The organism is Portibacter lacus, assembly GCF_021533215.1.
GTDB lineage: Bacteria > Bacteroidota > Bacteroidia > Chitinophagales > Saprospiraceae > Portibacter > Portibacter lacus.
Window position 1 is genome coordinate 147,244 of sequence record NZ_JAJNKA010000007.1, and the last position, 26,342, is coordinate 173,585.

At 35.4% G+C, this 26,342-nt stretch carries 27 protein-coding genes; 9 read left to right on the plus strand and 18 right to left on the minus strand.

Translation table 11 applies throughout. From position 1 onward, the window contains the following. Window positions 1–51: 51 nt before the first annotated feature. From L2586_RS13530 to L2586_RS13565, 8 genes are all read right to left on the minus strand, one after another. Window positions 52–975, minus strand: a complete 924-nt coding sequence (locus L2586_RS13530) for a helix-turn-helix domain-containing protein (protein ID WP_235293447.1) — start codon at window positions 973–975, stop codon at window positions 52–54. Between the two features lie 63 nt (window positions 976–1,038). Beyond that, on the minus strand, window positions 1,039–1,905 hold the full coding sequence (locus L2586_RS13535; protein ID WP_235293448.1) for an oxidoreductase: 867 nt from the start codon (window positions 1,903–1,905) through the stop codon (window positions 1,039–1,041). Between the two features lie 189 nt (window positions 1,906–2,094). Beyond that, on the minus strand, window positions 2,095–2,478 hold the full coding sequence (locus tag L2586_RS13540; protein WP_235293449.1) for a GNAT family N-acetyltransferase: 384 nt from the start codon (window positions 2,476–2,478) through the stop codon (window positions 2,095–2,097). Window positions 2,479–2,502: 24 nt separating this feature from the next. Continuing rightward, window positions 2,503–3,504 (minus strand): DUF5700 domain-containing putative Zn-dependent protease, encoded by a 1,002-nt coding sequence (locus tag L2586_RS13545; RefSeq protein ID WP_235293450.1) that lies wholly within the window; start codon window positions 3,502–3,504, stop codon window positions 2,503–2,505. A gap of 416 nt (window positions 3,505–3,920) precedes the next feature. Further along, the gene (locus tag L2586_RS13550) at window positions 3,921–4,832 is read right to left on the minus strand and encodes a TolB family protein (protein WP_235293451.1); all 912 of its coding nucleotides are present in this window, start codon (window positions 4,830–4,832) and stop codon (window positions 3,921–3,923) included. Between the two features lie 67 nt (window positions 4,833–4,899). Beyond that, window positions 4,900–5,931, minus strand: a complete 1,032-nt coding sequence (locus L2586_RS13555; RefSeq protein ID WP_235293452.1) for a serine hydrolase domain-containing protein — start codon at window positions 5,929–5,931, stop codon at window positions 4,900–4,902. 75 nt (window positions 5,932–6,006) lie between these two features. Continuing rightward, the gene (locus L2586_RS13560) at window positions 6,007–6,849 is read right to left on the minus strand and encodes an SDR family NAD(P)-dependent oxidoreductase (protein ID WP_235293453.1); all 843 of its coding nucleotides are present in this window, start codon (window positions 6,847–6,849) and stop codon (window positions 6,007–6,009) included. A gap of 376 nt (window positions 6,850–7,225) precedes the next feature. Beyond that, window positions 7,226–8,665, minus strand: a complete 1,440-nt coding sequence (locus tag L2586_RS13565; RefSeq protein ID WP_235293454.1) for a nucleoside hydrolase-like domain-containing protein — start codon at window positions 8,663–8,665, stop codon at window positions 7,226–7,228. A 151-nt stretch (window positions 8,666–8,816) separates the two neighbouring features. Between L2586_RS13565 and L2586_RS13570 the strand changes: the two genes are divergently transcribed. From L2586_RS13570 to L2586_RS13610, 9 genes are read left to right on the plus strand one after another with little or no spacing between them, the layout of a single operon-like run. After that, on the plus strand, window positions 8,817–9,578 hold the full coding sequence (locus L2586_RS13570; RefSeq protein WP_348535596.1) for a DeoR/GlpR family DNA-binding transcription regulator: 762 nt from the start codon (window positions 8,817–8,819) through the stop codon (window positions 9,576–9,578). Between the two features lie 30 nt (window positions 9,579–9,608). Further along, a complete protein-coding gene (locus L2586_RS13575; protein ID WP_235293456.1) occupies window positions 9,609–11,030 on the plus strand; it encodes an L-fucose/L-arabinose isomerase family protein in 1,422 nt (473 codons plus the stop codon). Between the two features lie 18 nt (window positions 11,031–11,048). Next, window positions 11,049–11,873 (plus strand): transketolase, encoded by an 825-nt coding sequence (locus tag L2586_RS13580; protein WP_235293457.1) that lies wholly within the window; start codon window positions 11,049–11,051, stop codon window positions 11,871–11,873. Window positions 11,874–11,879: 6 nt separating this feature from the next. Next, window positions 11,880–12,866, plus strand: a complete 987-nt coding sequence (locus tag L2586_RS13585; protein ID WP_235293458.1) for a transketolase family protein — start codon at window positions 11,880–11,882, stop codon at window positions 12,864–12,866. A gap of 13 nt (window positions 12,867–12,879) precedes the next feature. Then, window positions 12,880–13,839 carry a D-ribose ABC transporter substrate-binding protein gene (locus L2586_RS13590; protein WP_235293459.1) on the plus strand — a complete coding sequence of 320 codons (960 nt, stop codon included), beginning with the start codon at window positions 12,880–12,882 and terminating at the stop codon, window positions 13,837–13,839. A 6-nt stretch (window positions 13,840–13,845) separates the two neighbouring features. After that, on the plus strand, window positions 13,846–14,466 hold the full coding sequence (locus tag L2586_RS13595) for a DUF2291 family protein (RefSeq protein ID WP_235293460.1): 621 nt from the start codon (window positions 13,846–13,848) through the stop codon (window positions 14,464–14,466). Window positions 14,467–14,470: 4 nt separating this feature from the next. Then, entirely contained in the window at window positions 14,471–15,994 is a 1,524-nt protein-coding gene (locus tag L2586_RS13600) for a sugar ABC transporter ATP-binding protein (protein WP_235293461.1), read from the plus strand. A 27-nt stretch (window positions 15,995–16,021) separates the two neighbouring features. Then, a complete protein-coding gene (locus L2586_RS13605) occupies window positions 16,022–16,993 on the plus strand; it encodes an ABC transporter permease (RefSeq protein ID WP_235293462.1) in 972 nt (323 codons plus the stop codon). Between the two features lie 23 nt (window positions 16,994–17,016). Beyond that, complete coding sequence (locus L2586_RS13610) at window positions 17,017–18,513, plus strand: FGGY family carbohydrate kinase (RefSeq protein ID WP_235293463.1); 1,497 nt, start codon at window positions 17,017–17,019, stop codon at window positions 18,511–18,513. Window positions 18,514–18,620: 107 nt separating this feature from the next. On the opposite strand, the gene L2586_RS13615 is transcribed toward L2586_RS13610, so the two are convergent. The 10 genes from L2586_RS13615 to L2586_RS13660 form a co-directional block, all read right to left on the minus strand. Then, the gene (locus L2586_RS13615; protein WP_235293464.1) at window positions 18,621–19,169 is read right to left on the minus strand and encodes a hypothetical protein; all 549 of its coding nucleotides are present in this window, start codon (window positions 19,167–19,169) and stop codon (window positions 18,621–18,623) included. Window positions 19,170–19,293: 124 nt separating this feature from the next. After that, window positions 19,294–20,244 carry a TRM11 family SAM-dependent methyltransferase gene (locus L2586_RS13620; RefSeq protein ID WP_235293465.1) on the minus strand — a complete coding sequence of 317 codons (951 nt, stop codon included), beginning with the start codon at window positions 20,242–20,244 and terminating at the stop codon, window positions 19,294–19,296. A 161-nt stretch (window positions 20,245–20,405) separates the two neighbouring features. After that, window positions 20,406–21,278: a hypothetical protein gene (locus L2586_RS13625; protein ID WP_235293466.1), complete on the minus strand. Its 873-nt coding sequence runs from the start codon at window positions 21,276–21,278 to the stop codon at window positions 20,406–20,408. 279 nt (window positions 21,279–21,557) lie between these two features. Beyond that, a complete protein-coding gene (locus tag L2586_RS13630) occupies window positions 21,558–23,105 on the minus strand; it encodes a gliding motility-associated C-terminal domain-containing protein (protein WP_235293467.1) in 1,548 nt (515 codons plus the stop codon). Window positions 23,106–23,381: 276 nt separating this feature from the next. Next, window positions 23,382–23,627: a hypothetical protein gene (locus L2586_RS13635; protein ID WP_235293468.1), complete on the minus strand. Its 246-nt coding sequence runs from the start codon at window positions 23,625–23,627 to the stop codon at window positions 23,382–23,384. A 313-nt stretch (window positions 23,628–23,940) separates the two neighbouring features. Next, window positions 23,941–24,579: a flavin reductase family protein gene (locus tag L2586_RS13640; RefSeq protein WP_235293469.1), complete on the minus strand. Its 639-nt coding sequence runs from the start codon at window positions 24,577–24,579 to the stop codon at window positions 23,941–23,943. Window positions 24,580–24,590: 11 nt separating this feature from the next. Continuing rightward, complete coding sequence (locus L2586_RS13645) at window positions 24,591–24,872, minus strand: TIGR03643 family protein (RefSeq protein ID WP_235293470.1); 282 nt, start codon at window positions 24,870–24,872, stop codon at window positions 24,591–24,593. Beyond that, complete coding sequence (locus tag L2586_RS13650) at window positions 24,862–25,047, minus strand: Lacal_2735 family protein (protein ID WP_235293471.1); 186 nt, start codon at window positions 25,045–25,047, stop codon at window positions 24,862–24,864. Before L2586_RS13650 ends, L2586_RS13645 begins: the two co-directional genes overlap by 11 nt. Window positions 25,048–25,105: 58 nt before the next feature. Continuing rightward, the gene (locus tag L2586_RS13655) at window positions 25,106–25,801 is read right to left on the minus strand and encodes an SDR family NAD(P)-dependent oxidoreductase (RefSeq protein WP_235293472.1); all 696 of its coding nucleotides are present in this window, start codon (window positions 25,799–25,801) and stop codon (window positions 25,106–25,108) included. A gap of 24 nt (window positions 25,802–25,825) precedes the next feature. Continuing rightward, window positions 25,826–26,308 carry a CIA30 family protein gene (locus L2586_RS13660; protein WP_235293473.1) on the minus strand — a complete coding sequence of 161 codons (483 nt, stop codon included), beginning with the start codon at window positions 26,306–26,308 and terminating at the stop codon, window positions 25,826–25,828. Between the last annotated feature and the right edge of the window lie 34 nt (window positions 26,309–26,342).

Sequence of the window (26,342 nt, forward strand, 5' to 3'; positions counted from 1 at the left end):
AGCTATCAGCAGGTTAGATATGATTCAATATCGGTCGATATTTTCGATTTTTTAATTAAATGAGGTGCGAAATTCCTTGGGTGTTTGTTGGGTTTTTGATTTAAATAGTTTGCTAAATGATTGCGAATGTTCAAACCCTAATCCATATGCAATCTCACTCACGGATAATGTAGTAGTTGATAATTTCATTTTCGCTCTTTCTATTAATTTATGGTGAATATGTTGTTGAGTCGTTTGTCCTGTTAAACTCTTTAGTACACTACTCAAGTAGTCTGGTGTAAAGTTCATTATTTGGGCGATATCTTGGACAGACGGCAAGCCACCATTAACACCATCATCATTATTAAAATAATCATCAAGAATCTTTTCCAATTGATCCAATATTTGATGACTTGAAATTTTTCTGGTCAAAAATTGTCGCTGATAAAACCGCTCCGCATAGTTAAGTAATAATTCTAGCTGACTAATAATAATTTGTTGACTGAACTGGTCTAAGTTGGTCTGATATTCAGTCATAATATGATGTAGAATTTCATTTACTGTATGCTCTTCTTTCTCAGATAGGAAAAGCGCCTCACGGACGGAGTAATTTAGAAATGAATATTTCTTAATATTTGTTGCTAATGATGTTCCAAACAAAAAATCAGGATGTATGGCTAAAATAAATCCTGATGGACTATTCCCTGCCTCTTCTGGTATCAACTTTACCGAAATAACCTGTTCAGGTGAAAAGAAAGTCATTAACCCTTCATCGAAATCATAAGTCTGTTGACCATAACGATATTTACCGATTACATTTCGTTTAATGGAAATCGTATAAAACTCTTGCACCCATTTTAATTCATTGTCTTCGGGTGTTGGATTTATTTTACTGTAATCTATTAAACTAATCAAGGGATGCTCAGGAGGAGACATGTTGTTAAAGCGATGCAGGTCGCTTATGGTCTTAAGTCTTGTTGGGATAGTGGAAGACATGCTATAAAATTTAAATGATAAAAATAAACAAATTCTTCATGACTGTTTCTCAGGACACCGCTCTTAGAAAGGGAGATAGCTTCCAGTTGCCTCATTTGCCCAATCCCACAATTTAGCATTAAGATCTTGGTCTAAAGCAGCGGCATCAATTTTAGCTAAAGCTGGTTTACCTTTTTGCTCATTAGGTCCATCAGGGCCCCAGTATTGTCCGCCTTCCGCATTTTCATTTAGACAGGCTGCTAAGGTAGGTTGTGCACCTTGATTCGCAGTCATTAAATCAAGAGAGGCAAGCGTATTCTTGTCCATATGCACTTGTAAATCTGTTTTACTGAAACCAGGGTGCGCCGCTAATGATTTGATTTGATAACCATTACTTTTAATTCTTTTGTCGAACTCAAGAGCAAAAATTAAATCTGCTAACTTACTTTGTCCATATTCTCTCCAATTGTGGTATTCTTTTTCCAAACGAAAATTGTCAAAGTCGATCGCAGCACCTCTATGCGCTATACTACTTAGCGTGACTACTCTAGATCCACTAGTAGATTCCAACAATTTAAACAATTGACCTGTAAGTGCAAAGTGTCCAATGAAATTTACACCGAACTGAAATTCAAACCCATCTTCAGTTTTAGATGGTGGCGGAATCATAATACCCGCATTATTGATAAGTAAATCAAGACTTGATTCTGATTCTAATATTCTCGATGAAAAATCTTTCACAGACCGAAGACTAGCCAAATCTAAATGACTAAACACAAGTTCACCTGTTCCTCCTTGAGATTTCATTCTCTTAATCGCATCTATGGCTTTCTCTTCATTTCGACAAGCAACATAGACTTTTGCTCCTTTTTGATATAAATCCAACGCCGTTTCGAAGCCAATTCCTGTGTTTGATCCAGTTACAATCGCTATTTTTCCTGATAAATTCATTATTTCTAATTTATATTAAACAATAGTACAAAAATGAAGACTTTCGACATAGGTAAAGTAGCCAAATCCGTGAATGTTGTAGCTGAAAATGGCTTTTGTATAATATAAAATTAGGTTTTAATCATCCGTATGATATGATTGTGTCCTATTTTGACTCTCATTACCTAACTCTTACTTCTAACATTAGAATCATTTACCAACTTTATAGATGGAGCCTTCTTTCTTGTATCCCAGTTTTTCATAATATTCATCTACATCAGACATTACATAAGCATCAAGATCAGGATAATCCAGTGTTAAGGATTCCATTAATTTTCTGCCTATTCCGTTACCTCGATAGCTTTTATCTACTAACAAATCTATCACCCACAGGTATAAACCATGGTCATTGATTGTACGTGAGAATCCGCATATCACTTGGTTCGAAGTAGCGATATAGGTAATGGACTGCTTTAAGACTTCTCGATAATTTTCCTTGAAATAATCCTTCCATTCCTCACCTTCAGTTTTCATGATTTTTAAGATTTCCTGATAATCTCTTAAGTCATCATATTTTCTAATTTCAATATTCATTTGACGATCTATTTATGAAAAATTTCAATGATTGGGTTCTGTTTCGGATTCTATTTTCTTCTCGATGAATTCCTTTTCAAGTTTTTTAAGGTAGTCGATGGAAGATTTAGAGAAAACATGAAAATCTCCATTAGAATTCATTGCTATCTCGTTATACAGGTATAAAAACGGGAACGGACTTTCTAGGCAGGATATTAAAGCATTATCACCCATTTCTTTCTTTATCAGTTTCGCGATAAATAAGCCTGTTGGGTGAGCACCATACGGTAATTGTCTTCTTATTTCCTTTCCGACTTCATGTAATTTTGCTTCATCTTGTGAGATAATCTGGAGTAAAGAATCTATCGTTCTTAGGTATTGTTTAGAGTTGTTATAATGGTCAATGTATTTGCGGTCATAAGCTGTCAGATCTTCCTTTTCAACAATATTTTGTTTGTCTATTAGATCCGCAATTCCTTCATTTCGTAATTTGTCAATGCTCCAAATGAGCGCATCTTTCTCATAATCAATAGGCTTTAGCTTAGAAAGGTATTTACTTGAATAAATATGGTGGAGTTCATGTCCGAGAAATTTTTCGAAGCCATCACCATAATTGTAAGCGAACAAGACGTCCAGTATAATTATATCATCCTCAGGAATTGCAAATGCGTCTGGCTGAAAAATCATTAGTGAGATCAGTGTACTGTCAAGATCAATCGGTATAGTATCAGGTAAATATTTAAGCGCGTGAAGTTTCGCTTGTTCTATAATATCTGAGGCCATCAGTTTCTTTGCAAATTCCGTGAGCTCAGACTGTTTCTGTTTAGCTTCTATAAAATGATTAAATAAAACTAATCGATATCCTTCACTCTCTTCCAATTCTAGATTTAAGGAATCTTGTAAATGTGGAGCATTAACCAATGAAAAGTAGTTAAAATAGATGCCTTGGCTTTTTTCAGAGCCTGTCCATGAGCTGTAGCCAGGAGCGTTCCAAAGTTCATTCAATTCTTCAATAGAAACTTCATCTTGGGTTTCAAATTTGCTCATTGACTCCCAGAATAGATCAAAGCTCACATTACTGAATTGCTGTCCGTAGGAAAATGTTATGAATATAGAATTCAAGAATAGCAAATATATGGCCCCTTTAATCATGTACTTTTTTAGGTTGTTGGTCAAGATGATTTAGAGGTGTAACAATAGTCACATCTACATCAGCTACTTATAAAAATAATAAAATTCTGTGATTGTTATAAGAAGTATGAATGCTTCTAAATGATGTGAGTACGTTGATCTTACTTCTCGATTTGTTTAATTATTTTTTTAACCTTTTATCTTTATTCCTGTAGAGTTATTATTGGATTCTTGGTTGCTACCAGCCTAAGGGTGCTCTAAAATTGACCTACATATCCTGCTAAAACTTGAGTATAATACATCTTATTCCTGTCTTAAAACTCTGCGATCAATTATCGGCCTTGTTTTAATTCATCAATAATTTCAGCACTTATCCAGTATATATCTTGGTTGCTAGTGTAGAAGAAATATTTACCATCCTTCGAAACGAATGGACAGAGCTCATGATTCTTAGTATTGATTTTATCACCCATTGTAATAGCTTCAGTCCAAGAACCATCAGTGTCTTTGAAGCTTATGTAAAGATCGCCTCTACCCTTTCCTCCTGGCCGAATAGAACAGAAAATGAGATATTGCTCATCAGGATCCACGAATACATCAGCTTCGTAAGAATTTGTATTAATAGATTCACCAAGTCTAATGGCTTCCTGAAATTCACCGTTTAGGATATCAGCATAATAAATGTCAAAACTCTGTCCATTTTCATTTTCAGATTTTTTATTAGAGGAAAAATACATGCTACCCTTTTCAGTGAAAGACATGTAATATTCATTGTATTTTGTATTAATATTAGTTCCGGCATTGATAGGTTCTGACCATTTCTCCCCTATTTTCTTTACATACCAAATATCATGATCTTGCTTCGAGGTGTTGTCTTCTAATGCTTTCTGAGATATAAAATATAATCGTTGCTCGTCATTCGAAAGAAAAGGATCATTAAACCCATAATTTATATGAGATAAAATGGTAATCGGTTCACTCCATTTGTTTTTAATCAGTTCCGTATATTTAATTTCAGTTCTACCATCGATATCTATTCCATAGTAAAATGCAGTACCATCTTTATTGAAAACAGACCCAAATTCTGATATCTGATTTCTAGAAATATGGCCAGGTGCGAAAACTTCTGCTTCTAAAGAGGGAGGTTTTTGTGCTAGATATTTCAGCCGTTCATCTGTCTTTTGAGCACATGCCATTATAGATATTGCGAATGTGAAGAAGAGTGAATTCCATATTAATTGCATATTTCCTTTTATTTTAATAGTTCTTGTATTTTACAATAAGGTACTGATGTATATAGACTAACGAATATTATTTCCTAATTGTTTTTCTCAGAATTTTCATAATTCTACCATAACTGATGGTCGCCAGATTCCAGTGGTATCCTGTGAAATGAGAGGTGTTGTTAAATTGAATTACTACGGAATTTATGTCTTTATGGTATTTCGCAATGCTTTGATATCCAGGGAGTAATCCAGTATGATCGTAAACATATATAGAAGTATATATTTCCTGTTCTTCCTCATTGAGCAAACTACCATCGTTTAATGCCCGCAAAAATATACCCACATCCTGAGCAGTTGCAATCATACCTTGTTCCTCGCTTTTGAAATCCGTATCGACACCGACATAGTAACCACTCATAACATCATCTAAATTAACTTCATTAACGGAGCCAAATGTATTTTTAAGACCGAGCGGATCTAGAATCTCTTCTTTGATAAACTGTTGCCGGTTATACCCTACTATTTTTTCAATAATTCTGGAAAGTAGGAGGTAATTCGTATTCGAATAACCATAATTATCATCAGGTGAAAAATTAGCTGGTAAGTCTAGTGCGTATTCGAGAGCATCTTTCTTGATGGAATCCTGCCAGAAGTCTGGGTTGTCCGTATAGTTAGGGATTCCACTTCTATGCTGAACCATTAATCTTAAAGTGATTTTATCAGCATTTTCAATTCGCCCTTCAAGTTCGGGGAAGTAATCTGTCATTGTTTGATCTAGAGATAAGCGATTCGCATAAGCTAATTTGGTGATGGAAACCGCTACATATAATTTACTGATACTTGCGATTTTGAATAGTGCATTAGGATCTGCAGGTATTTTCTTTTCTCGATCATGCCAGCCTGATGCATAAAACTGGGGAGGTTGTCCTGCTTGATCCACATAAACAATCATTCCATCAAAACCATGACCGATCGCCTGATCCATTTGTTCTTGGATGGTATCTGGTAAAGGCAGAATCCAAGCTTTGACCAATATCCAAGGTACGAAAGCTAGGGAGGCAATACTCGCGAGTATAAAGAGTATTCTAAGTATGCGTTTAACTTGTTTTTTGGCCATGCTTCTTCAGGGTAATATAGTGTTTCATGGTATATTCAGATGGCAAACCATATTATCAACGTTTTCGTCTGAATTTTACTTCTTAAATATAAGAGAATTTGAAGTAATGTAAGGACTTAAATAATCCCTTGCAACTTCAATAATTTTCTCACCAGTAGCTAAATTATAACTCTGCTCAGTTGTTTTTGTTACTTTTTTCTGGGAGTAATATTCACCAGTCTTAAGCAAATCCTTCTTGGTTTCGATGAGGTAACTTAATGTCTGAGATCCTTTTTCTGCAGAACTTCCCATTAAATAGAAAATGAATTTAGCAAACCAGCCAGCACTTCTACCCAGTTCGGTTCTAACCATTCCTGGATGCTGAGAATAGATACCGATTTGATGTTTATCTAATTCTTCTGCAAGTGTTCTACATACAAGAATAACGGCTAGCTTAGAGTGGCGATAAACCTTAAAACTCGAGAAATTGTCTTTGAATTCTAGATTATCAAAATATATTTCACCTTGATGCATTTGAGAACTAGTGAATATGATTTTCGCGCTATTCGATCTTTTTAAATTTTCTAAAAGTAAGTGACAGACTAACAAGGGAGAAAGTAAATTGACCTGAAAAGTCTCTTCGATATGATCATCAGATTCTTTGTATTCAAAATTCATTATTCCAGCGTTATTTACAATCATGTCGATGACTGGAAATCTTGAACTTACCTCGTTGCAGGCATTGGAAGTTGATTCGAAGGAAGTTAGATTTCCCTCTACTAATTCTATTTTGCCTCGGCCATCAGGATATTGCTTTTTATAGTCTTCAATTAAGAGTTGGCTTTTCTCTTTGTCACGAGCTAGAACAATTAATGTAGCGCCTTCATTCGCAGCCTTCAGAGCACTGACTTTACCTAGGCCGGATGTTGCACCGGTCATGAAAATGGTTTTGTTGAGCAGATTGTCGTTCATCTTTGATATACATTGGTTTTATTGGATAATATGAAAGACAAGCTTAACCATTCAATTAATTTGCCTTCAATTTTTCTTTTATGTATGCTTTTAGTATTAAAATACGAATGCATCCTACAAAATAGTAAATGATTCTGTCATTTAAAGTACTTGTTCATAAAACCTCTTTTATAGTTTATAGAGCAATAACATTTAAATTAATGGTCATAGATCTAGTAATATCATGGATGAATAATTGATTTATCGCATGCGTATTAATTTTTTAAAAGTAATAGAAGTTCCCAATGTTCTAAACATGCTTTCACTTTCGATGATTTGGTATACGTTTTTCATTTCTAATTTTTTATTTTTCGACTTGTATAATTATCCTTTTATATCTCGTTAATCGTGGTGAACCGTGATCTGTAACTTCTAAAATAACATGGATAGTGCCTGTACCTGGAGGCATGAATCGTTTAGTAGGTATGGTTATCGATGCATCAGCTTGATCAAAGTTATGTATTTTAATAGGTTGTCCATCTCGTGCATTAGATACAGGAAAAGTTCCAGCTTCTTTATAGAAAAACCAATTGTAAGAAAGTGCATCACCATCAGGATCACTAGACCCCTTCGCACTTAAGTTTATACGATCTCCTTTCTTCGCCTTTATGACTGTATCTTGGTTAATAACTGGAATAGGAGGATGATTTGCTTGATTTCTCGGCTTAATCGTCCAATCCATTCTCGCTGCAAAGTCGTTTTGGAAAGCTTCCCTCCATCGCCATATCGTTTCATGATTTCCTTCATGCCATTTGCCATCAACGCCTATCACTTCATCTTCCGCATCGGACCATATCGGTCTGGTTTCAGGATAAAGGTGCCATCTTCTAAAACGTGGGGTATAAAGTTCATACCTACCTCCCCATCCTCCCCAGTCAGGTTGTTCCGGTTGATTAAGACCATTGTCAATTAGTGATAAAAAAGAAGGTGTATCTCCTTCCATAAGGTATTCCCATAAAGGATATTCTGCTCCTAACGGTCCTTTCTTTCTAATATTTGTTTCCAGCCATTCATTGCTTACCATTTGAGTGTTAGCTCCATCTGCTCTGGCGTGAAACAGATCACCACTAATCCCGCTCCAAGTTGCTTTATGATAGGCTCCGCCACTATAGAATCCAGGGCTTACAATATAGAATAAACTTGGATATTGTTTGCGAATCCAAGGACCACTATCGTCTTGATCTGAAATCGTGTAAACCCTCATTTTACTGATAAATAGCTCTAACTCACTTTTTGAGCGTGATTTTTCAACTTTCCATAGTGCCTGTGCTAATACATTAGGACCTCCCCAAACGCTTATCCATATTGGTCTCGAATCTTCTTTGTCTACCGCTTTGATTAGTAATTCAGAAGCAGGTGAATCTTTCCCTTCTCCTACGGCATTGATACCATATTCAGGAAGACCTTCTGTTACTATCGATTTCAAATAGGCTTCTGTCGGAAAACCAGTTTCATGAAGTTCTAGATTATCACGAACCTTTCCATAGGCGTTGATGATTTCATTTACTCTCCACGTTGCAACCTCATTCTTCTGATGAATAGAAGTTGTTGCTGCAATACCTTCGATATCATATTGATTAGCATATACAAGAAATCGAACTAATGACATGGCGTCGTCTGGTTCATTCTCTATATCAGTTAGAACAAAAACTCTTGGTTTTTCGCTAGCATAAATACAAACCATGCTAGATATGAACATGAAACTAGCAAAGCATAGTAATTTTTTTAAAAAAATCATTTTCATTTGAATTAAATTATATCTGAATTATTAACAGTTGCGGATTTTGAATGAACAAGTCTATTCTAGGTTTAATATAAAATGAATTTACGTATATTTTCTATTATTTACGTTTATTTTTGATTATCTTCGTTTTAAATAAATATAATTTATGGCAATCTTACCTAATCATAGGAGGGAAAAAATAATGGAGTTTCTGCAAGAAGACGGATCTGCTAAAGTGGTAGACCTGGCTAAATTGTTTAAGGTAACTGAAGTAACAATACGGCAAGATCTTGAGAAATTAGAACAGCAGGGACTTATTATAAGAGAACATGGAGGTGCCTTCCTGAAGAACATAGAAGATAACGTTCGTAATTTCTCCATCAAGAATCAAGAGAATCTGGATAAAAAGGCAATGATTGCGTTTAAGTGTCTGGAGTTTATAGAAAGTGGCGACACCATTATTTTAGATTCAGGAAGTACGACTACTGAAATTGCAAAGAAATTAGTGGGGTATAAAAACTTAACCGTAATTACCAATGCTTTAAATATTGCATTAATGTTAGGAACGGAACCAGGAATCGATGTTATTATGACTGGAGGAGAATTCAAGCCACCGACCCTATCTTTAACTGGACAAAAAGCTGCTGATTTTTTCAATGGGATGAATGTTCAAAAACTGTTTCTTGCGACGGCTGGAATTTCTTTAAAGTCTGGTCTAACTTATCCTAGTATAAGTGATCTAGTGGTTAAGAAAGCAATGATAGATGCAGCAGATCTTACCTACATAGTTGCAGATAGTACTAAAATAGGAAAAAATGCATTGGCAAGCTTAGGAGCATTATCCTTAATCGATTATATAATAACAGATGCTGGAATGGAAGAAAAGGATAAAAAAATATTTAAGAATCATGAAATAGAAGTGATTATTTCTTAATCATTAGAAGGGTAAATAAAGAAAAAAAGCATGTCAGAAACTGCATTAAGTATAGGAGTTATAATTGGGAATCGGGACTTTTTTCCAGATAGCTTGGTTGAAAAAGCGAGAATTGAAATCATTGATATTTTTACAAAGCTTAACTTAAAACCAATCCTTCTAGATACTAACGAAACCAAATTAGGAGGAGTAGAAACTTATCAAGATTCGCTTAAATGCGCAGAGCTATTTAAAAAACATAGTGGCGAATTAGTGGGAATCCTTGTCCTTTTACCAAATTTCGGAGATGAAAGAGGTGTCGCGGATACATTAAAATTGGCCGATTTAGATGTTCCAGTTTTAATTCAAGCTTATCCTGATGAGTTGTCTAAAATGAATGTGGCCAATCGCCGTGATTCTTGGTGTGGTAAAATTTCAATCTGTAATAATTTATATCAATATGGTATAAAATACTCCTTAACTAGTCAGCATGTTTCACATCCATCTGATCCAATATTTCATAAGGATCTAAATGATTTTGTTGCGGTTTGTCGTGTTGTACGGGGATTGAAAAATATAAGAATTGGAGCAATTGGTGCTAGACCAGGCGCATTTAATACGGTTCGTTATTCAGAAAAGATATTGCAGCGAAATGGTATCACTGTAGTCACTGCTGATCTGTCTGAAATCTTAGGGAAGGCCAATAAATTGACCAAAGATGATACCTCTGTAAAAGAACATTTAGATAAAATCAATGCATATGCTCCAAAAGGAAGAACTCCCGATGAGGCAATGATACAAATTGCAAAGTTAGATGTGGTATTAAACGATTTTGTAGCGGAGCATTCATTAGATGCAACAGCTATTCAATGTTGGACATCCTTACAGCAGAATTTTGGCTGTAATGTGTGCACAAGTATGAGTATCATGTCTGAGAATATGTTACCATCTGCGTGTGAAGTGGATGTGACTGGAACATTAAGTATGTATGCCATGCAGTTGGCTTCAGGATCTCCAAGTGCGCTTGTTGATTGGAATAATAATTATGCAGATGATTCAGATAAGTGTGTCTTGTTCCATTGCGGCAATTGGGCTAAGTCCTTCATTCCTGACATTGAAATAAGCAATGCCCCGATACTCGGAACCACTGTTGGCGTTGAGAATACTTTCGGTGCATTAGATGGTCGTACTCCAGCAATGCCACTTACATATGGAAGAATTAGCACTGATGATCCTAAAGGAATCATTAAAGCATATATAGGAGAAGGAGAATTAACAGACGATCCTTTGAATACTTTTGGAAATAGAGCTGTGGCCAAAATAGAAGATTTACAAGGATTGATGAATTATGTCTGCAGAAATGGCTTTGAACACCACGTTGTTATGAATGCTTCTAAGTCAGCTGATATTCTTGAAGAAGCTCTTGGAAACTATATGGGATGGGATATATTTAAGCATCAAGTTCAATCATAAATTGGTTACGAAAAAATTATGACAGAAAAAGCATTAAAATTAAAATCTGTATTCTTAAGAAAGCAAATTCTTAAATACATATATAGTGCTAAAGCAGGACACACTGGAGGTAGCTTATCATGCATAGATATTTTAAATGTTCTTTATAATTCGGTGTTAAATGTGGATCCTAATGATTTTAAAAATTCAACTCGTGATCGATATATTCAAAGCAAGGGACACTGTGTAGAAGCACTCTTTGTCACGTTAGCAGATAGAGGCTTTTTTCCTGAATCAGCATTAGAAACTTTGTGTAGATATCAATCTCATTACATTGGTCATCCAACTAGAAAAATAAATGGCGTAGAGCAAAACACAGGTGCATTAGGACATGGTTTGTCCATCAGTGTAGGAGAAGCTATCGCCGCTAAATTAGATCAGAAAAGTCATCGTATTTTTACCTTGTTAGGTGACGGTGAATTAGCCGAAGGGTCTAATTGGGAAGCATTTTTATCCGCTTCACATTACAAATTGGATAACCTTTATGCTATCCTAGATTATAATAAACAACAAATTACAGGAAACAATAGTGAAGTGATGAACATGAATTCCATAAAAGATAAGCTTGAATCTTTTGGCTGGGCAGTTAGAGAAATAGACGGGCATAACTTAATTCAGCTTGAAACCAATTTGAATAGCGGTTCATTTCGAAAAGGAAAGCCCAATTTTGTTATTGCCCATACCATAAAAGGTAAAGGCGTAAGCTATATGGAAGGTAACTTAAAATGGCATCATGGTGTGCCTAGTCCTGATCAATATGCATTGGCTCTTAATGAATTAAATGAAGCGGAAGCATTAATCTAAGTCATTATGGGAGTTGATAAAATTGACCTAAAAAAAATAAAAAATGGAAAAGCAAATCAAATTGTTTTTTCAGAAACCCTAGAGAAGTTAGCTTCGAAAGACAGGGATATTATAGTTGTAACAAGTGATTCTCGTGGGTCAGGAAAGCTTGTCTCATTCGGCGAAAACTATCCTCAACAAATAGTGGAAGTTGGAATTGCAGAGCAAAACTTAGTAGGCGTTGCAGCTGGTTTAGCATCAGCAGGGAAAAAGACATTTGCTATATCCCCAGCTTGCTTCTTAACAGCAAGGGCATTGGAGCAAATAAAAAATGATGTTTGCTATTCTGATAACCCGGTTATACTAGTTGGCATCAGTGCTGGTGTAAGTTATGGGGCCTTAGGAACAACGCATCACAGTTTGCACGATTTTGCTGCTCTTCGGGCATTTAATAACATCATTATTGTCGCTCCAGCTGATAATTTCGAAACTGAGCAGGTTGTTCGGTTAGCGGCAACAAGTAAAAAGCCTATTTACATGCGATATGGCAAGAAACAGATGCCTTTATTAAATGAGAATAATACATCATTTGAGCTTGGTAAAGGTAGAGTGATAAGTGAGGGACAAGATTTAACAATTATTGCCAATGGAGAAACCGTCTATCCTGCTTATTTAGCAACAAAAAAACTGGAAATAGAAAAAGGATTAAAAGTAACGGTGGTAAGTATGCATACCATTAAGCCATTAGATACTGCATTAATTAAAAAACTTGCTTCTAACGGGAAACCTATCCTAACTGTAGAAGAACATATGGTGAATGGTGGTTTAGGCGAAGCCTGTGCTTCCTATTTAATGCAGAATGGTTTTACCAATCCATTTAAAATTATGGGCATCCCAGATGAATATACGGTTACGGGTTCTCAGATTGAAATTTTTAATCATTATGGACTTTCAGAAGAAGGAATTTATAATGCTTGCATTGCTTTAAATGACCGTCAAAATAACACCAACTAAACCTATATTTTATATGCTCCAATCTTATTATACTGATGGTTTAAAAGTTTTATTGAGTTTCTTTCTCTTCATTGCGATATGTTCTTGTTCCAATACAAATGGAAGTGAGAATAAAAGAATTGCTGTGGTTATATCAACGTTGAATAATCCATGGTTTGTAGTACTTGGAGAATCAGCTGCTGAAAGAGCTCAGGAATTAGGATATGAGACTACGATTTTTGATTCACAGAATAATACTTCGAAAGAAGCAGAGCATTTCGAAAATCTTATTGCTGCAGGTTATAGTGCGGTTCTATTTAATCCAACTGATTCAGAAGGTTCTGTTTCTAATGTCAAAAGAGCAAAAGCAGCAGGTGTTCCTGTGTTCTGCATGGACAGAGAGGTTAATTCTTTAGATGCAGCAACTTCTCAGATTATATCCGACAGTTTTTCTGGTTGTGTAGCATTAGGTGAATATTTCGTTCGCCAATTAAATAAAAAAGGGAAGTATGTGGAGTTGTTAGGATTAGTCGGAGACAATAATACGTGGAATCGCTCTAAAGGCTTTCATAGTGTAGTCGATCATTTTCCAGATCTTAAAATGGTGGCACAACAAAGTGCAGATTTTGATAGAAGTAAAGCAATGGAGGTCCTAGAATCAGTTATGCAATCACACCCAGATATTGATGCTGTTTTTTGTGGTAATGACGCAATGGCCATGGGAGCTTATCAAGCTTTAGTGGCAGCTGGTAAAACAGAAAATGTAATGGTATTCGGTTTTGATGGCGCAGATGATGTTATGAATGCGATTTCGAATAAAAAAATAAAGGCAACTGTAATGCAATCCCCAAAGCATATGGCTAAGGTCGCTGCTGAATTAGCGGATTTATATATTAAAGGTAAGCGTGATTTCATTCCTAAAACACCTATTGCTGTGGAAGTTGTAACTCAGGAAAACATACATGACTTTGTGGCCTATGGTCAGGATAATTAAACAGCTATGAATAATACTATCAAATATTTACTTATTACAATCATCGCTGGTGTTTCTTTGTATAACGCTATTTATTTCAAGAAGCTTGATGAGGTTAAAAAGGAAGCCTCCAATACTACTTTTAATGCGAAAAACTACGCTAACCAGTTTTTTAAGAATGATGTAGAATCATTTAAAGCTATCAATGCTTCAGATTTTTTAAACCATATCAATGCTGATGCACAAGCATATGCAGAAAATAATGGTCATAAACTTGGAATAAGTTCAGACTATAATTTCATTGTTGAGGGTAATGCTATTGTTTTAGAGATAGAAGAAGAATACATTGTTGTAGAACTAGAATCAGACCAGCAAAGATTAAAAATAGCAACAGATTTTATTTTCGGCAATGCAATCCGGGAAGGTGCCAGAAGGGCCAATATTGGTGACTACCAAAACACAATGGATTTCAATAATATTTCGGTCGAGCTCAATAATATTGTCAGGGAGCAAATCTTACCGCCATTTCTTCAAGAAGTGAAAGTTTCAGATCGAATCTATTTCAAAGGTGCGGCAAAAGTAAATACTAAAAGACATACAAATGAAAATATGAAAGTAATTCCAATGCTTCTAAAAATCAATAACTAGTGTTTTGAAAGAACAGCGAGAAACCATATTACAAGCAAAAAGCATCACTAAGAAATTTGGTAAAGTTACTGTCTTAGATGATGTAAATATTGATGTCCATCAGGGCAAGGTCAATGTAATTATTGGAGAAAATGGTGCTGGTAAATCAACCTTGATGAAGATTCTATCTGGTGTTTACTCGGATTATGATGGTGAAATATTACTGAATAATAAGGTTGTAAATTTTAGTAATCCTAAAGAGGCCATGGAAAATGGGATCGCAATTATGCATCAAGAGTTAAACTTAATACCATACTTAAGTATTACGGCGAATATTTTTTTAGGCAGAGAAATTACAAACCAGTTTGGTATACTTAGTACAAATCAAATGCATGATAAAGTGGATGAACTACTGAAGCGTTTGGACTGTAATCTAAGTCCAAGGACACTCGTTTCTGAGCTTCGTGTTGGAGAGCAGCAATTAGTTGAAATCGCGAAAGCCCTATTAGAAGATGCAAAAGTAATAATCATGGACGAGCCTACTTCAGCAATTTCAGATAGTGAAGTTGAAGTACTTTTTAAAATTATTAAAAATTTAAAAACACAGGACGTTGGCATTTTATACATTTCCCATAAGCTAGATGAACTTTTCACAATAGCAGACCGATTTATCGGGTTGCGTGATGGAAAAATGGTCGGTATAATAGAAGATGTGCGAAATACTGGAAAGGAAGACCTTATCAAATTGATGGTGGGCCGAAACATTGAAAATAGATTTCAGAAAGAAATTCTGCCAATAGGTGATGATTTATTAGGTGTGGAAAATTTAAATCTAATTCAGGCGGATAATAAAGCTCGTTATTTATTAAAAGATATCAATTTTAGTCTTAAGAAAGGTGAAGTGTTAGGCATATTTGGGCTAATGGGTGCAGGAAGAACTGAGTTACTTGAAACACTTTTCGGACTGTATCCAAAGCTTTCTACTTGTAAATTGACCATAGAAAAAAAGGAAGTAAATATTAGTTCAGTGCAAGATGCTATACTGAATGGTTTGGCACTAGTTCCAGAAAATCGAAAAGAGGATGGCTTAGTACTACAGATGGATGTCTCTAAGAACATTAGCATGGTTTCCACTGATAGAGTTATTAGAAATGGATTTCTGAATAAGCACCTTGAAACCAATTTAGCTAGGAAATATATCGATTCCTTACATATAAAATTATCATCAGAAAAACAGCTCGCAAGAAACTTAAGCGGTGGAAATCAGCAAAAGGTTGTATTAGCTAAATGGTTAGCTAATCAACCTAAGGTATTATTTCTAGATGAACCGACTAGAGGAATAGATGTGAATGCAAAAAATGAAATATACCACCTGATTAGCCAATTAGCCAGCAAGGGATTGGGACTTATTGTAGTATCATCCGAGTTGCCAGAAATTATGGCTATTTCAGATCGGATTCTTATACTAAGTCAGGGCAAAATAACAGGGGAATTTAATCGAACAAGTGCTAATGAAGAAGCTATAATGCAAGCTGCAACTTCTACATAAGACAAATAACAAGAACTAAAAACTATAATGACCACGGTTAAATCAACATTAATAAAATTTCAATCCATCATTGCGTTATTCGTGATGTGTGTGGTCTTGATCATTTTATCAGATAAATTTTTTACAGTAGAAAACGGATGGAATATTGCTAGACAAATTTCTATTAACGTCTGTATTTCTGTTGGGATGACATTAGTAATATTAACAAAAGGAATCGATTTATCGGTAGGTTCTATGCTTGCATTAAGTGGAGCTGTTGCAGCAGGTCTTTTAAAATATGGCTTAGAAATACCTTCGATGAACACCTATGTCGGTTTTACAGTATTTGGTGCTATCCTTGCGGGATTGGCTGTTGGCGGCGGTTTAGGTGTATTTAACGGTTGGATGATCACTAATTTTAAAGTGCCCTCTTTTGTTGCTACGCTTGCGATGTTAACAATTGCACGAGGAGCAACAATGTTATGGACTGGTGGTTTCCCTATAACAGGGTTGGGAGATCATTTTGCATTTATAGGTACAGGCTGGTTTTTAGGAATACCTATGCCAGTTTGGATAACCGTAATAGTGGTCATCCTAGCCGTTATTTTAACTACAAAAACAAAATTCGGTCGTCATATATATGCTATTGGTGGTAATGAAAGTGCTGCAAGATTGTCGGGAATAAATATTAATAAAGTTAAGATTTGGGTATATACCATTGCAGGTATATTAGCAGCTGTCGGTGGTATTATTCTTACATCAAGATTAGATTCTGCTCAACCTAATGCAGGAATGAGCTATGAATTAGATGCCATAGCCGCTGTAGTGATAGGTGGAACATCTCTATCAGGAGGTCGGGGTTCTATCATGGGAACAGTTCAGGGAGCCTTAATTATTGGCGTATTAAATAGTGGTCTAGTGCTACTTAATGTCTCTCCTTTTTGGCAGCAAATTATTAAAGGATTGGTTATTTTATTAGCGGTTATCTTAGATCGTTTAAATTATGCAAACGAAGATTAAAGAATACAAACCAATATCGAAGCATGTTGAAATCATATATCCTCTCTATTGACCAAGGTACTAGCGGAACAAAGGCAATTATATTTAATCAAAATGGAGAGATAGTTTCCAAGGCAACAGCACCATTAAGATCTATTTATTTAAGTGCAGGATATGTTGAGCAAGACCCATTTGAAATTTATAATTCTGTTTTAAATGCAGTAAAAGCATGTGTTTTAGAGTTTAGGAAAAAATATACCGCCGATGTCCATCAAATTGTTTCTTGTGGTATATCTAATCAAAGGGAAACGTTTGTTTTATGGGATCAAGATGGAAAACCTTTTCATAATGCTGTTGTGTGGCAATGTAAAAGATCCATAGCAATTTGTGAATCTTTAAAAGAATCGAAATATGAAACTAAGATCAATGAGAAAACTGGATTAACAATAGATGCTTATTTCTCTGCGACTAAGGTGATGTGGCTCAATCAAAACATTCCTCATCTTAGAAAATCTATTTCGGAAGGTCAAGTATTTTTTGGTACTGTGGATACTTGGTTGCTCTATAATTTAACAAGCAAGCAGACTTTCAAGACCGACCATACGAATGCCTCCAGAACCTTATTTTATAACATCTATAATTTATCATGGGATAAAGAATTACTCCAGATTTTCGAGCTAGAGCAATTGAATTTGCCAGAGGTCGTTTCATCGTCATCAAATTTTGGATCCTCAACATTTGGAGGGGTTTTTAATTATGAGATTCCGATTACCGGAATGATCGGCGATTCTCAAGCGGCATTTTTCGGTGAAGAATGTTTTAGTATCGGACAAGCAAAAGCAACATTAGGGACGGGATGTTCGATTTTATGGAATGCAGAAAAATTAGACCCAAATAGAAATAATAGGATGATGACAACGATTGGTTGGAGTCATGAAGGAAGAGTTAGGTATGCGTTAGAAGGAGTAATAGTGAGTTGTGGATCTACAATAGAATGGTTAAAAAATCAACTCAATATTTTTGAGTCAAATGAGGATATTGAGAAAATGGCAGTGTCACTACCATCCAATGAAGGCGTATATCTCATTCCAGCTTTTAGCGGCATGGGGGCACCATATTGGAAGCAAGACTGGAAAGCATCTATACACGGATTAACTTTCAAGACGACAAAGGCTCATTTAGTAAGAGCTGCTCTTGAATCTATTGCCTATCAGATATTCGATGTCATAAAATCTATGGAAGGTGAAACTGGAATCACTCTGGAAGAATTAAAAGTAAACGGTGGAATAACAGCGAATCAATTTCTAATGCAGTTTCTAGCAGACTTATTAAATATTCCTGCAGTCAATAAAGGAATAACAGATGTTTCTGCATGGGGTGCTGCTATGATTGCTGGTTTAGGTCATGAATTATGGGACAGTATTGAAGAATTCCCAATAACAAAACCTGGTGCTGTTAAAACGTATATTCCTAGTGATGAAAGACCAGAAGTACAAGAATATCATGCACAATGGTTAAAGCTTATTCATGAGAAATTATAGTAAGCCTTTTAACTGTTATTAGCACACGTAACTGATTGTCTGTTTCAGATTTTACCTATTATACAGTGATCGCTTCTTTAAGTATTTAATTAGAAGTTATCCACTTTTTACTTAGGATCTTGATGATCAAAGCTAAGAACACGTTTTAACTGCCATATATCATTTTCAATAATCCATAAGTGGGTAAATTTTGCCGTATTTGTTTTTCGAGCTGTTTCTCCATCATGTTGTTGAAAGAAGTCGTGACTTCCGTTTTGAATTGCACCGTAAAGAACTTTATTGTTGTCCTTGTATAATGGAAAAACCTCCATAGATCCTGGCACTAGTTTTCTCCATGTTTTAAATGGTAAGGTTTTTAGTCCATAAATGCTGGTCAGGAAATCATTCTTTGAATTTGTAATGCCATTTTTATCATGATAAAATTCAATATCTGAAGAGGATAACGCTGCAACTTGTGAAGTATCAATTTGATTAAATCCAATTTGAAAAAGTAAACTGTCTTTTTCTTTAATTAGGTCAAATAACTCTTGATTCGCTGTAGTTGTTGCTTTCGTTTCATTGGTTTCTGAAACAGCATTCTCACCGTTTGACACACGATCGTTACAAGACCATAATCCAAGAATTAAAACCAATATTGTTAATTTCGTTACATCCATTAATTAGGTTTATTTAGAAGTTAGGCAATTTGCATATTCAATAATAGAAAATATATCTCACTTAGTTTTTATTCTTTATAGATCCACGTACAATTAGCTTTATCAAGCTCTTTGAATTGGAACATTACTTTTCATCCTTTTCACAAACCCATATTTTACGAGCAAAAGTAGTTTTTCCTTTCTTACTGACGCTGCAAGAATCTGAAACACGGAATCCAACATTGGCAATTAAAGAAGAAATATCCGATGCCGATACGATGACCATTCGGTCTGTAATTTCGGTTGTCGACTTAATAATGTGAAACAAATCTAGTTCTGTTGCAACACTCATCAGATTGTACGGAAGGTCTATAATGGCCACATCGTAGGTTTTTTGGATCGTTTTAATATCAGAGCAAAATACATTTGCCCTATAATCGAAAAAGGAAAGATTATCCCGAGCAGACTGGCAAATTTTCGGATTAATATCGTTTCCCTCGATAGTGTACCCTGCGAAACAAGCTTCTAGCATGATCGTCCCTACTCCACAGCAAGCATCCAGTATTTCCATATCTCTGTTAGCTTTCGCGGCAATATTAACGAGCGATTTTGCAATATTTATACTTATGGAATTACTGTAGGAATATGGTTTCTGATTGTGTTTGTACCAGTCAAATTTGTCTTTGATCACAGTTCCAAAATACCAGATGTCCTCGTAAAAACATAAGGCGTAAGTCCTTGTTGGGTGGTGATAATCTGGATAACCGTTAATGTTGTATCCGATATCTCTGAGCATGTCTAGTCGATCCGCATAATTCGTTGTGTCCCCATAGAAAACGTGGTATTCAACCTTGAAACCTTCTATGGTAATGCACTCTTGATTGATCGCTCTTATTAAGGTTGTGTAGTCATCAGAGAATGCAATGATATCAAGTCTGTTTTTAATAAATGCACTGGAAGAAGGCGCTATTTTTAGTGGAGAAATAAGCAGCCTGTTCTTTTCTTCTTGATCGAAGATATACCTCGATTCAAGTTTGCAGAGTTCACTTTCCGTATCATTATAGGTAAAGGAATATAAGTAGTTGTTATCCTGCATGCATTATTGGACTTGAAATTTTTCCAATGTACGATAATGGTGGGAATAAAGCTTTCTTTGTCAATTAACGCAAGTAAGAATGGTCGAAAATTTCACTAAAGTCGTACGAAAGAATAGATTAGGTGCTTCCATGCTATAAGATTATCTTGCATTTTCTATGTCTACTTTTTACCTTTTAAGGTCCACTGCCAATAAAAGTACGGGAAAATAGGAACAACTGATTCAATACTTTCCTGGGCATCTGGTAACCACATATAAAATCCAATAAATTCTTTTCTAAAATGCTTTAGTATCCCATATTTGTTCTTGTAAAATGGTGCTAATCTAAATCCATAAGACAGTTGATACTTTCTCGGAATATTATCTAGATAAACAAAAGTGGTTCCGTAAGAAGAAGTGAAATGGGACGATAACCAAGGTTTGATTCTCCAATCTAAACTAAATGAAACATCAGGATTGATTGTTTTCGGAAAGAATTCTCCTATATAATTAGCAGTATCTTTATTTTCAATTAGCAAATTTTCCGTGTAGGTAAGTCCAGCCGAAAAATGAAGATGCAGATTGTTTGCATTTTTCAAACTGAAATTGAATCTATTAAACCAGGTATTTCCTCTTTGGCGTTCAATTCTTAAGTTACTTTGATCTGACTGGTTCTGTGTTCTCCAGAGATGCTGGTACATAGTCTCAAATGCGATAGCGGGTGAAACTCCTTTTTGGTCTTTAATCTTAAATCTGAAATTGAAACTAGGAACTGGAAGATGGGGTTCCTGAAAAAAACCTCCTATAAGAGGAAGTAGGTCAATTTCCGCGGTGATGTTATCTGTTATTCCCCACCAAGCCCAACTAGGAAACGGTAAAGTAAATGGAGATTGGTTGTAAATGAATTCGCCTTTTTTCAAGGTATAAGCGGTGAACCCATTAGCTGGGTGCAAGAGTACTTCAGTTTGAATATTTGATATGATTTTATCTTGGGAAAAGGTCATCCCATATTGGCAAATCAATAATATTGCTACAATCGAAATTCTAAATTTCATTAGGTTAATTCTTTGTTGCAGGTTTATCTTATAGCAGTAGCTGCGTAATCTAATGGATTATTCTAAAGTAATGCTTACTAATATTAGAACAAAGATTTTAGAAATAATATTATTCATAAGATCGAAAGGGAGATGAGTTGTTAATGAGAAAAAGAATATCCATCTTAATTTTTGTCAATCTTACTTCCTTTTCAGGAGTAGCATTTGCTTAGATTTTCTAAAGCTTGATACAATACAAATATTACTCTGTTCACTTCAGACTCAATTACTCTAATTATCTCACCGAATTAAGGTAATCGTATTACTGAAACTCCATTCATGATTTTCCGAATCTACCAATTTAATATTGTAAATGTATACTCCTGAATTGGCCAATTTATTATTAATCGTTCCGTCCCATTGATTACCTTGGTAACATAAATTACCAAAGCGATCAAATATGGTCATTTCCGTCATGATATATTCATCATTCACCATATATACTTCGAAATAATCATTGTTGTTGTCCCCATTCGGAGAAAAGATATTCGGAATAAAGACGTTGATGTTTTCAAGCTGTAATACCGTCGTATTATCACATCCACTAGCCGATAAAAATGTTAATTGATATTCTCCAGGTTCATTGAATTGATACTCCCCTATTTCATAAGTCGTTCCAGGAAATATTTTAGCTTGAATAGTGTCGATCTCATTAGGTAACAGTTCTACATTAACCATGATAATCGAATCACATCCTTCTGACGAAATCAGATTATACTCATATATTCCAGCTTCATCGATAACTCCTCCTTCATATATTAAGCTGTTACCTTCACAAATCGTTTCATAAACATCAGTAGTATTCTTTGTAATGATAAATTCAAACTCATCTGAAATTCGGCATTGTTGGCTGGCTTTATTTATAATTCTAATCTGGTAGCGTCCCTCTCCATACATTTTAGATAACTTAGGATCAGTTTCACCTATTAAGGCAATTCCCTCCTTATACCACTGATAGGTAAAACTGAAATTACCGGCCACTGCAAAGGTGAAATCTGGGCTACACTGTGATTCTTGAGTAATCTGTTCAAAATCAAAATTACTTTCTTCACTTAGTCTAAGATTATCGATAAGGTAGCCTCTGATTTTGGTTTCACTGTCTTGACTGCAGTCTGCACCGAGAATTAAGGCATTTATATCAAACTTAGGTTGAATCGTTGTCTCGACTTCCACCCATCCTGGATAATTTCCATTATTCTCTAATCTGTCGGCTTTGACAAAATACCAATCAGGATACGAGGACGGGCAATCTGCGTAGATGGAAAAAGGAAGATTAGTGCAACTTTCTGACCCGAAAAAGGAGAATCTGATCTCTGGTGAAGTTTCTTCGTTCAGAAAACCTAGATGAAATTTGAGCTTATAGACTGAATCTTTTTGCATGGTACTGTTCAGACAAACACCTGCATACTCTTTATAAATTTGCGTCGAATTTCCAACAATAATTGAGCCTGTTAGAAATAGAAGCGCACCCTCGCCATCAGGAAAGGGTAAAATGTCTTCAGTTCCTCCGAGATAATCACAAGTGTTTAGATAATCAGTTGTCCCACCAGAAGCTTGCTGCCAACTATCTACACAATTTAATTGGCTATCCTTACTCGGACAACAGTTATGATCTTCGAATGATGGATTCGGAATGAGTGATTCAAGTGTGACCGTTTCACAGATGCAATCAGGATCATTAATGTCGATTAATCCATCGTTGTCATCGTCTAGTCCATTATCACAAATTTCCACCATGTGCACAGAAGCTGGATGATAGCTTTGACAAACTAGGAGTATGAATATCATCAAGGAAATTCGAAACAAATCCTGAGTCATACACAAGCGTTTAAAGGTGCCAACGAAAACAGGTGATTCCCTATTTTTTCAACAAGTCTATCGTTTAAAAAATGCATGATTTTATATGGAAATACGGTGCAATTAAATTATTAACGGACTGCAAAGTAGGAGAATATGTGTGTTACGCCAAATAACTTATGTCTAAATCACTATTTAAGACCAAAAACAATCTGATATTTATGGGTATTGTCTGCTCCCAATAACCTTAAAACATTGACCTAAATCCTAGTTTTCCTTTTCCGCTAAGGGATTATCCATCATTCCTATTTTCCATGAAACGAACAGAAATAGAAATGCCAACAAGGTGCCAGCATATCCGAAATAGGAATCTATTATATCCGGTGTATTCAGAACGGTTATCCAGTATTCGAAGACCACATTACTTAGCAAAATTAAAACACCAAATAAAACTATATATCTAAAATTTACGTCCATCATCAAATAGAGATAACCTATGCCAACGTAGATCATAAAACTCAGTGAAAAATTAGACACATGTGAGTAAAACTCAGGCATGATTGCGATCAGCCGATTCACTTTTAAGAAATCAATAGACCTCCCGAGAAACAAGCCAAATACAATGAAAAACAAAGCTAAGAATATAAGTGATGTAGCTACTTTCGGAAGATATTTCAGGTTTTTAATAGGGGCCTAATTTATAGATGAAGAAATTGGATGCAAAAAAGCATATTGCCTACTTCATTCGCTAAGAAGTTATCAAGTAGGAAGCTTTTCTCCTACAAGTTAGAAAGTATTTTATCTATTTGTCAATCTTGTTTACGAATTATTTTTCCAAAAAGTCAGGGACTTCTGATGTTCTAGCATATGGAAATGAACCGATTTTCTGCAATTGATAGTAGTTGTTTAATCCTGAAATTCCAACTGTAGATAGTGCTTCCATATCAATGTAACCTTCCTCGTTGATGACCGCATCTGGAAGAATGATGTGATTGATTTCTCCTATAACAAGGACTGTATTATTCACTTTTATGGGCACAATTTCTAGGAATTTCATACCGATTTTAAGTTGGCTTTCTTGGACATAAGGAGCTTGGAAGTTTTCAATATACTCCTCTGTGAATCCACACTTTTCAAATTCAGATTCATGACGATCAAATTTTGCAGAAGTATAGTGAGCTTGTTCTATAAAAGATTCGTGAACATGATTTATCGTGTATGAGCCTGTTTCCTTTATATTTTCCAAAGTATGTCGATGCACATTCCCTGCCGGCCTAGAAATAAATCCCAGCAAACCGGGATTACTTCCCAAGTGGATTACAGAACTGAAAATGGCGAGATTAGGTACCTTTTTCGCTGAAATACTACCGATTAGGTTCGCTGGTTTAATACCGGAAATGGCATTAATGATATTCAGTCTTTTGACTTTTCCTAAAGCCTTCAGATCTTCTTTCCTAAGATGCATACGATCGTTTTCTATCTTTTCGAAATCTTATTATTACTAATTGCGTTCTGGCGAGAACATTTGAATCGATTGATTTCAGAGCTTCTCTTTTTCAGATGTTTTTGACTTACTCCGCTATTCACTCTTTTCCGCCAAAGTTTGAAACTATTTGTTTTCAGGTTACGGCGCATGATTTGAATGACTTCCTTTTCGGAAATACCGAATTGGAAAGTAATGGCTTCGAAAGGTGTTCTATCTTCCCAAGCCATTTCGATGATTCGATTCAAGTCTCTGTCTACAAAACTATTTTCCATTTCCTTCCGCTTTTTCCAAGGCCTCTATTTCTTTTAAGACTTCTTGGGCTTCGGCATATTTCTGGTCGCTTTCCATTCGATTAGAAGTGGAAAGTTCATAGCCTTCTTTCTGGAGCTTACTGTATTTTTCATTGAGTAGGTCAATGTTAGATTTCTTCTTGAAAAACTTAAACATGTTCTTGTATATTAATAACTATTAGTAAATATGAAACCTAGTAAGTTCCTATTTATCATTATTTTATACTGGACATTCCACCGTCGAGGTGAATAATCTGACCAGTCATCCAAGAAGATTTCTCAGAGAGTAGAAAAGCTGCCATTTCAGCGATATCTCTCGGATCTCCGATTTTCTTAAGTGGATGTCGTTGTGCATTTGCGTCTATTTTGTCATCTGAACTAAGGAGTTTTGCTGCCAAAGGTGTGTTGGTAATTGATGGCGCAATTGCATTAATTCGTATCGAAGGTGCCCATTCCGCTGCTAGTGATTTAGTCAGTCCTTCTATCGCTCCTTTCGAAGCGGCAACTTGTGCATGAAAATTAAAACCTAATTGAACAGCTACCGTAGAGAATAAAACAACCGATGATCCAGGTGTTGACTTTAATTTAGGATAGACTGTTTGTAGAACTTTCACGGCTCCGAGTACTTGAAGTTTGTAGTCTGCTTCGAAAGCACTAAGCTTAATTCGATGAAATGGTTTCAAATCTATACTTCCCGGACAATATACCACACCATCGAGTTGATCAGGTACAAAATCTAGATCTATTTCATCCGCTAATACATCTAAGAAAGCGTAGTGAATATTCGATGCTATTTCTGCTTGCTCATTCTGATTATAAGTTGCGTAAACTTGATGTCCTGAATCGCTAAGGCTCTGGGTTAATGATTTACCAATTCCTGATGAACCGCCTATAATAAGGTAATTTTTCATAAATTTAAAGCTCTGGTTATGTGATTATTTTAAGGTAATCTTGTCAATTTCTAATTTGAAACTTTCTGCTTTTTTATTAGAAATAAGGATGGCTACTTCTTCCAATTCTTGAGCTGAGTAATTTGGTATATCCAATTTTCTACCCCGAAAAAAGGGCTTCATTTGGGTAAGTGGAATTGAAATATTTTGCCATTCACCTGAGGTTTCGAAGTAATAAATATAGGAATGCCGATCATTTCTATCTGGTTTTACTCTGAACTGATATCGTTTTCCATCACCTTTAATGCGAAGCACCATTTTTGTATAATCCTTCACCTCGATCTGGTCGAAACTATAGCGGACAGATGAAAATCCACCGTTATTTTCAAGAGACACTTCTCCTTTAAATACAGCATGACCATTATCATTCAACAGGAATCGGCCATCTGATCTCCCGCCCATCACATTATCATCGACTACAACCCACTGATCAAGGCTGCTGTCTTTATTAAAGTCAAATAGAACCATATTGCTAAGAATTAAAAAAATGCCCAAAAAAAAT

Excerpts from the sequence above, each read along its gene's own strand:
- L2586_RS13580 (WP_235293457.1), top strand. The coding sequence starts at position 11,049 with ATGACAGAAAAAGCATTAAAATTAAAATCTGTATTCTTAAGAAAGCAA.
- L2586_RS13585 (WP_235293458.1), top strand. The coding sequence starts at position 11,880 with ATGGGAGTTGATAAAATTGACCTAAAAAAAATAAAAAATGGAAAAGCA.
- L2586_RS13640 (WP_235293469.1), bottom strand. The coding sequence starts at position 24,579 with ATGCATCTTAGGAAAGAAGATCTGAAGGCTTTAGGAAAAGTCAAAAGA.
- L2586_RS13540 (WP_235293449.1), bottom strand. The coding sequence starts at position 2,478 with ATGAATATTGAAATTAGAAAATATGATGACTTAAGAGATTATCAGGAA.
- L2586_RS13590 (WP_235293459.1), top strand. The coding sequence starts at position 12,880 with ATGCTCCAATCTTATTATACTGATGGTTTAAAAGTTTTATTGAGTTTC.
- L2586_RS13655 (WP_235293472.1), bottom strand. The coding sequence starts at position 25,801 with ATGAAAAATTACCTTATTATAGGCGGTTCATCAGGAATTGGTAAATCA.
- L2586_RS13555 (WP_235293452.1), bottom strand. The coding sequence starts at position 5,931 with ATGGCCAAAAAACAAGTTAAACGCATACTTAGAATACTCTTTATACTC.
- L2586_RS13595 (WP_235293460.1), top strand. The coding sequence starts at position 13,846 with ATGAATAATACTATCAAATATTTACTTATTACAATCATCGCTGGTGTT.
- L2586_RS13575 (WP_235293456.1), top strand. The coding sequence starts at position 9,609 with ATGTCAGAAACTGCATTAAGTATAGGAGTTATAATTGGGAATCGGGAC.
- L2586_RS13660 (WP_235293473.1), bottom strand. The coding sequence starts at position 26,308 with ATGGTTCTATTTGACTTTAATAAAGACAGCAGCCTTGATCAGTGGGTT.
- L2586_RS13650 (WP_235293471.1), bottom strand. The coding sequence starts at position 25,047 with ATGTTTAAGTTTTTCAAGAAGAAATCTAACATTGACCTACTCAATGAA.
- L2586_RS13620 (WP_235293465.1), bottom strand. The coding sequence starts at position 20,244 with ATGCAGGATAACAACTACTTATATTCCTTTACCTATAATGATACGGAA.
- L2586_RS13605 (WP_235293462.1), top strand. The coding sequence starts at position 16,022 with ATGACCACGGTTAAATCAACATTAATAAAATTTCAATCCATCATTGCG.
- L2586_RS13645 (WP_235293470.1), bottom strand. The coding sequence starts at position 24,872 with ATGGAAAATAGTTTTGTAGACAGAGACTTGAATCGAATCATCGAAATG.
- L2586_RS13560 (WP_235293453.1), bottom strand. The coding sequence starts at position 6,849 with ATGACCGGTGCAACATCCGGCCTAGGTAAAGTCAGTGCTCTGAAGGCT.
- L2586_RS13530 (WP_235293447.1), bottom strand. The coding sequence starts at position 975 with ATGTCTTCCACTATCCCAACAAGACTTAAGACCATAAGCGACCTGCAT.
- L2586_RS13565 (WP_235293454.1), bottom strand. The coding sequence starts at position 8,665 with ATGAAAATGATTTTTTTAAAAAAATTACTATGCTTTGCTAGTTTCATG.
- L2586_RS13610 (WP_235293463.1), top strand. The coding sequence starts at position 17,017 with ATGTTGAAATCATATATCCTCTCTATTGACCAAGGTACTAGCGGAACA.
- L2586_RS13545 (WP_235293450.1), bottom strand. The coding sequence starts at position 3,504 with ATGAGCAAATTTGAAACCCAAGATGAAGTTTCTATTGAAGAATTGAAT.
- L2586_RS13535 (WP_235293448.1), bottom strand. The coding sequence starts at position 1,905 with ATGAATTTATCAGGAAAAATAGCGATTGTAACTGGATCAAACACAGGA.
- L2586_RS13625 (WP_235293466.1), bottom strand. The coding sequence starts at position 21,278 with ATGAAATTTAGAATTTCGATTGTAGCAATATTATTGATTTGCCAATAT.
- L2586_RS13615 (WP_235293464.1), bottom strand. The coding sequence starts at position 19,169 with ATGGATGTAACGAAATTAACAATATTGGTTTTAATTCTTGGATTATGG.
- L2586_RS13635 (WP_235293468.1), bottom strand. The coding sequence starts at position 23,627 with ATGATCTACGTTGGCATAGGTTATCTCTATTTGATGATGGACGTAAAT.
- L2586_RS13550 (WP_235293451.1), bottom strand. The coding sequence starts at position 4,832 with ATGCAATTAATATGGAATTCACTCTTCTTCACATTCGCAATATCTATA.
- L2586_RS13630 (WP_235293467.1), bottom strand. The coding sequence starts at position 23,105 with ATGATATTCATACTCCTAGTTTGTCAAAGCTATCATCCAGCTTCTGTG.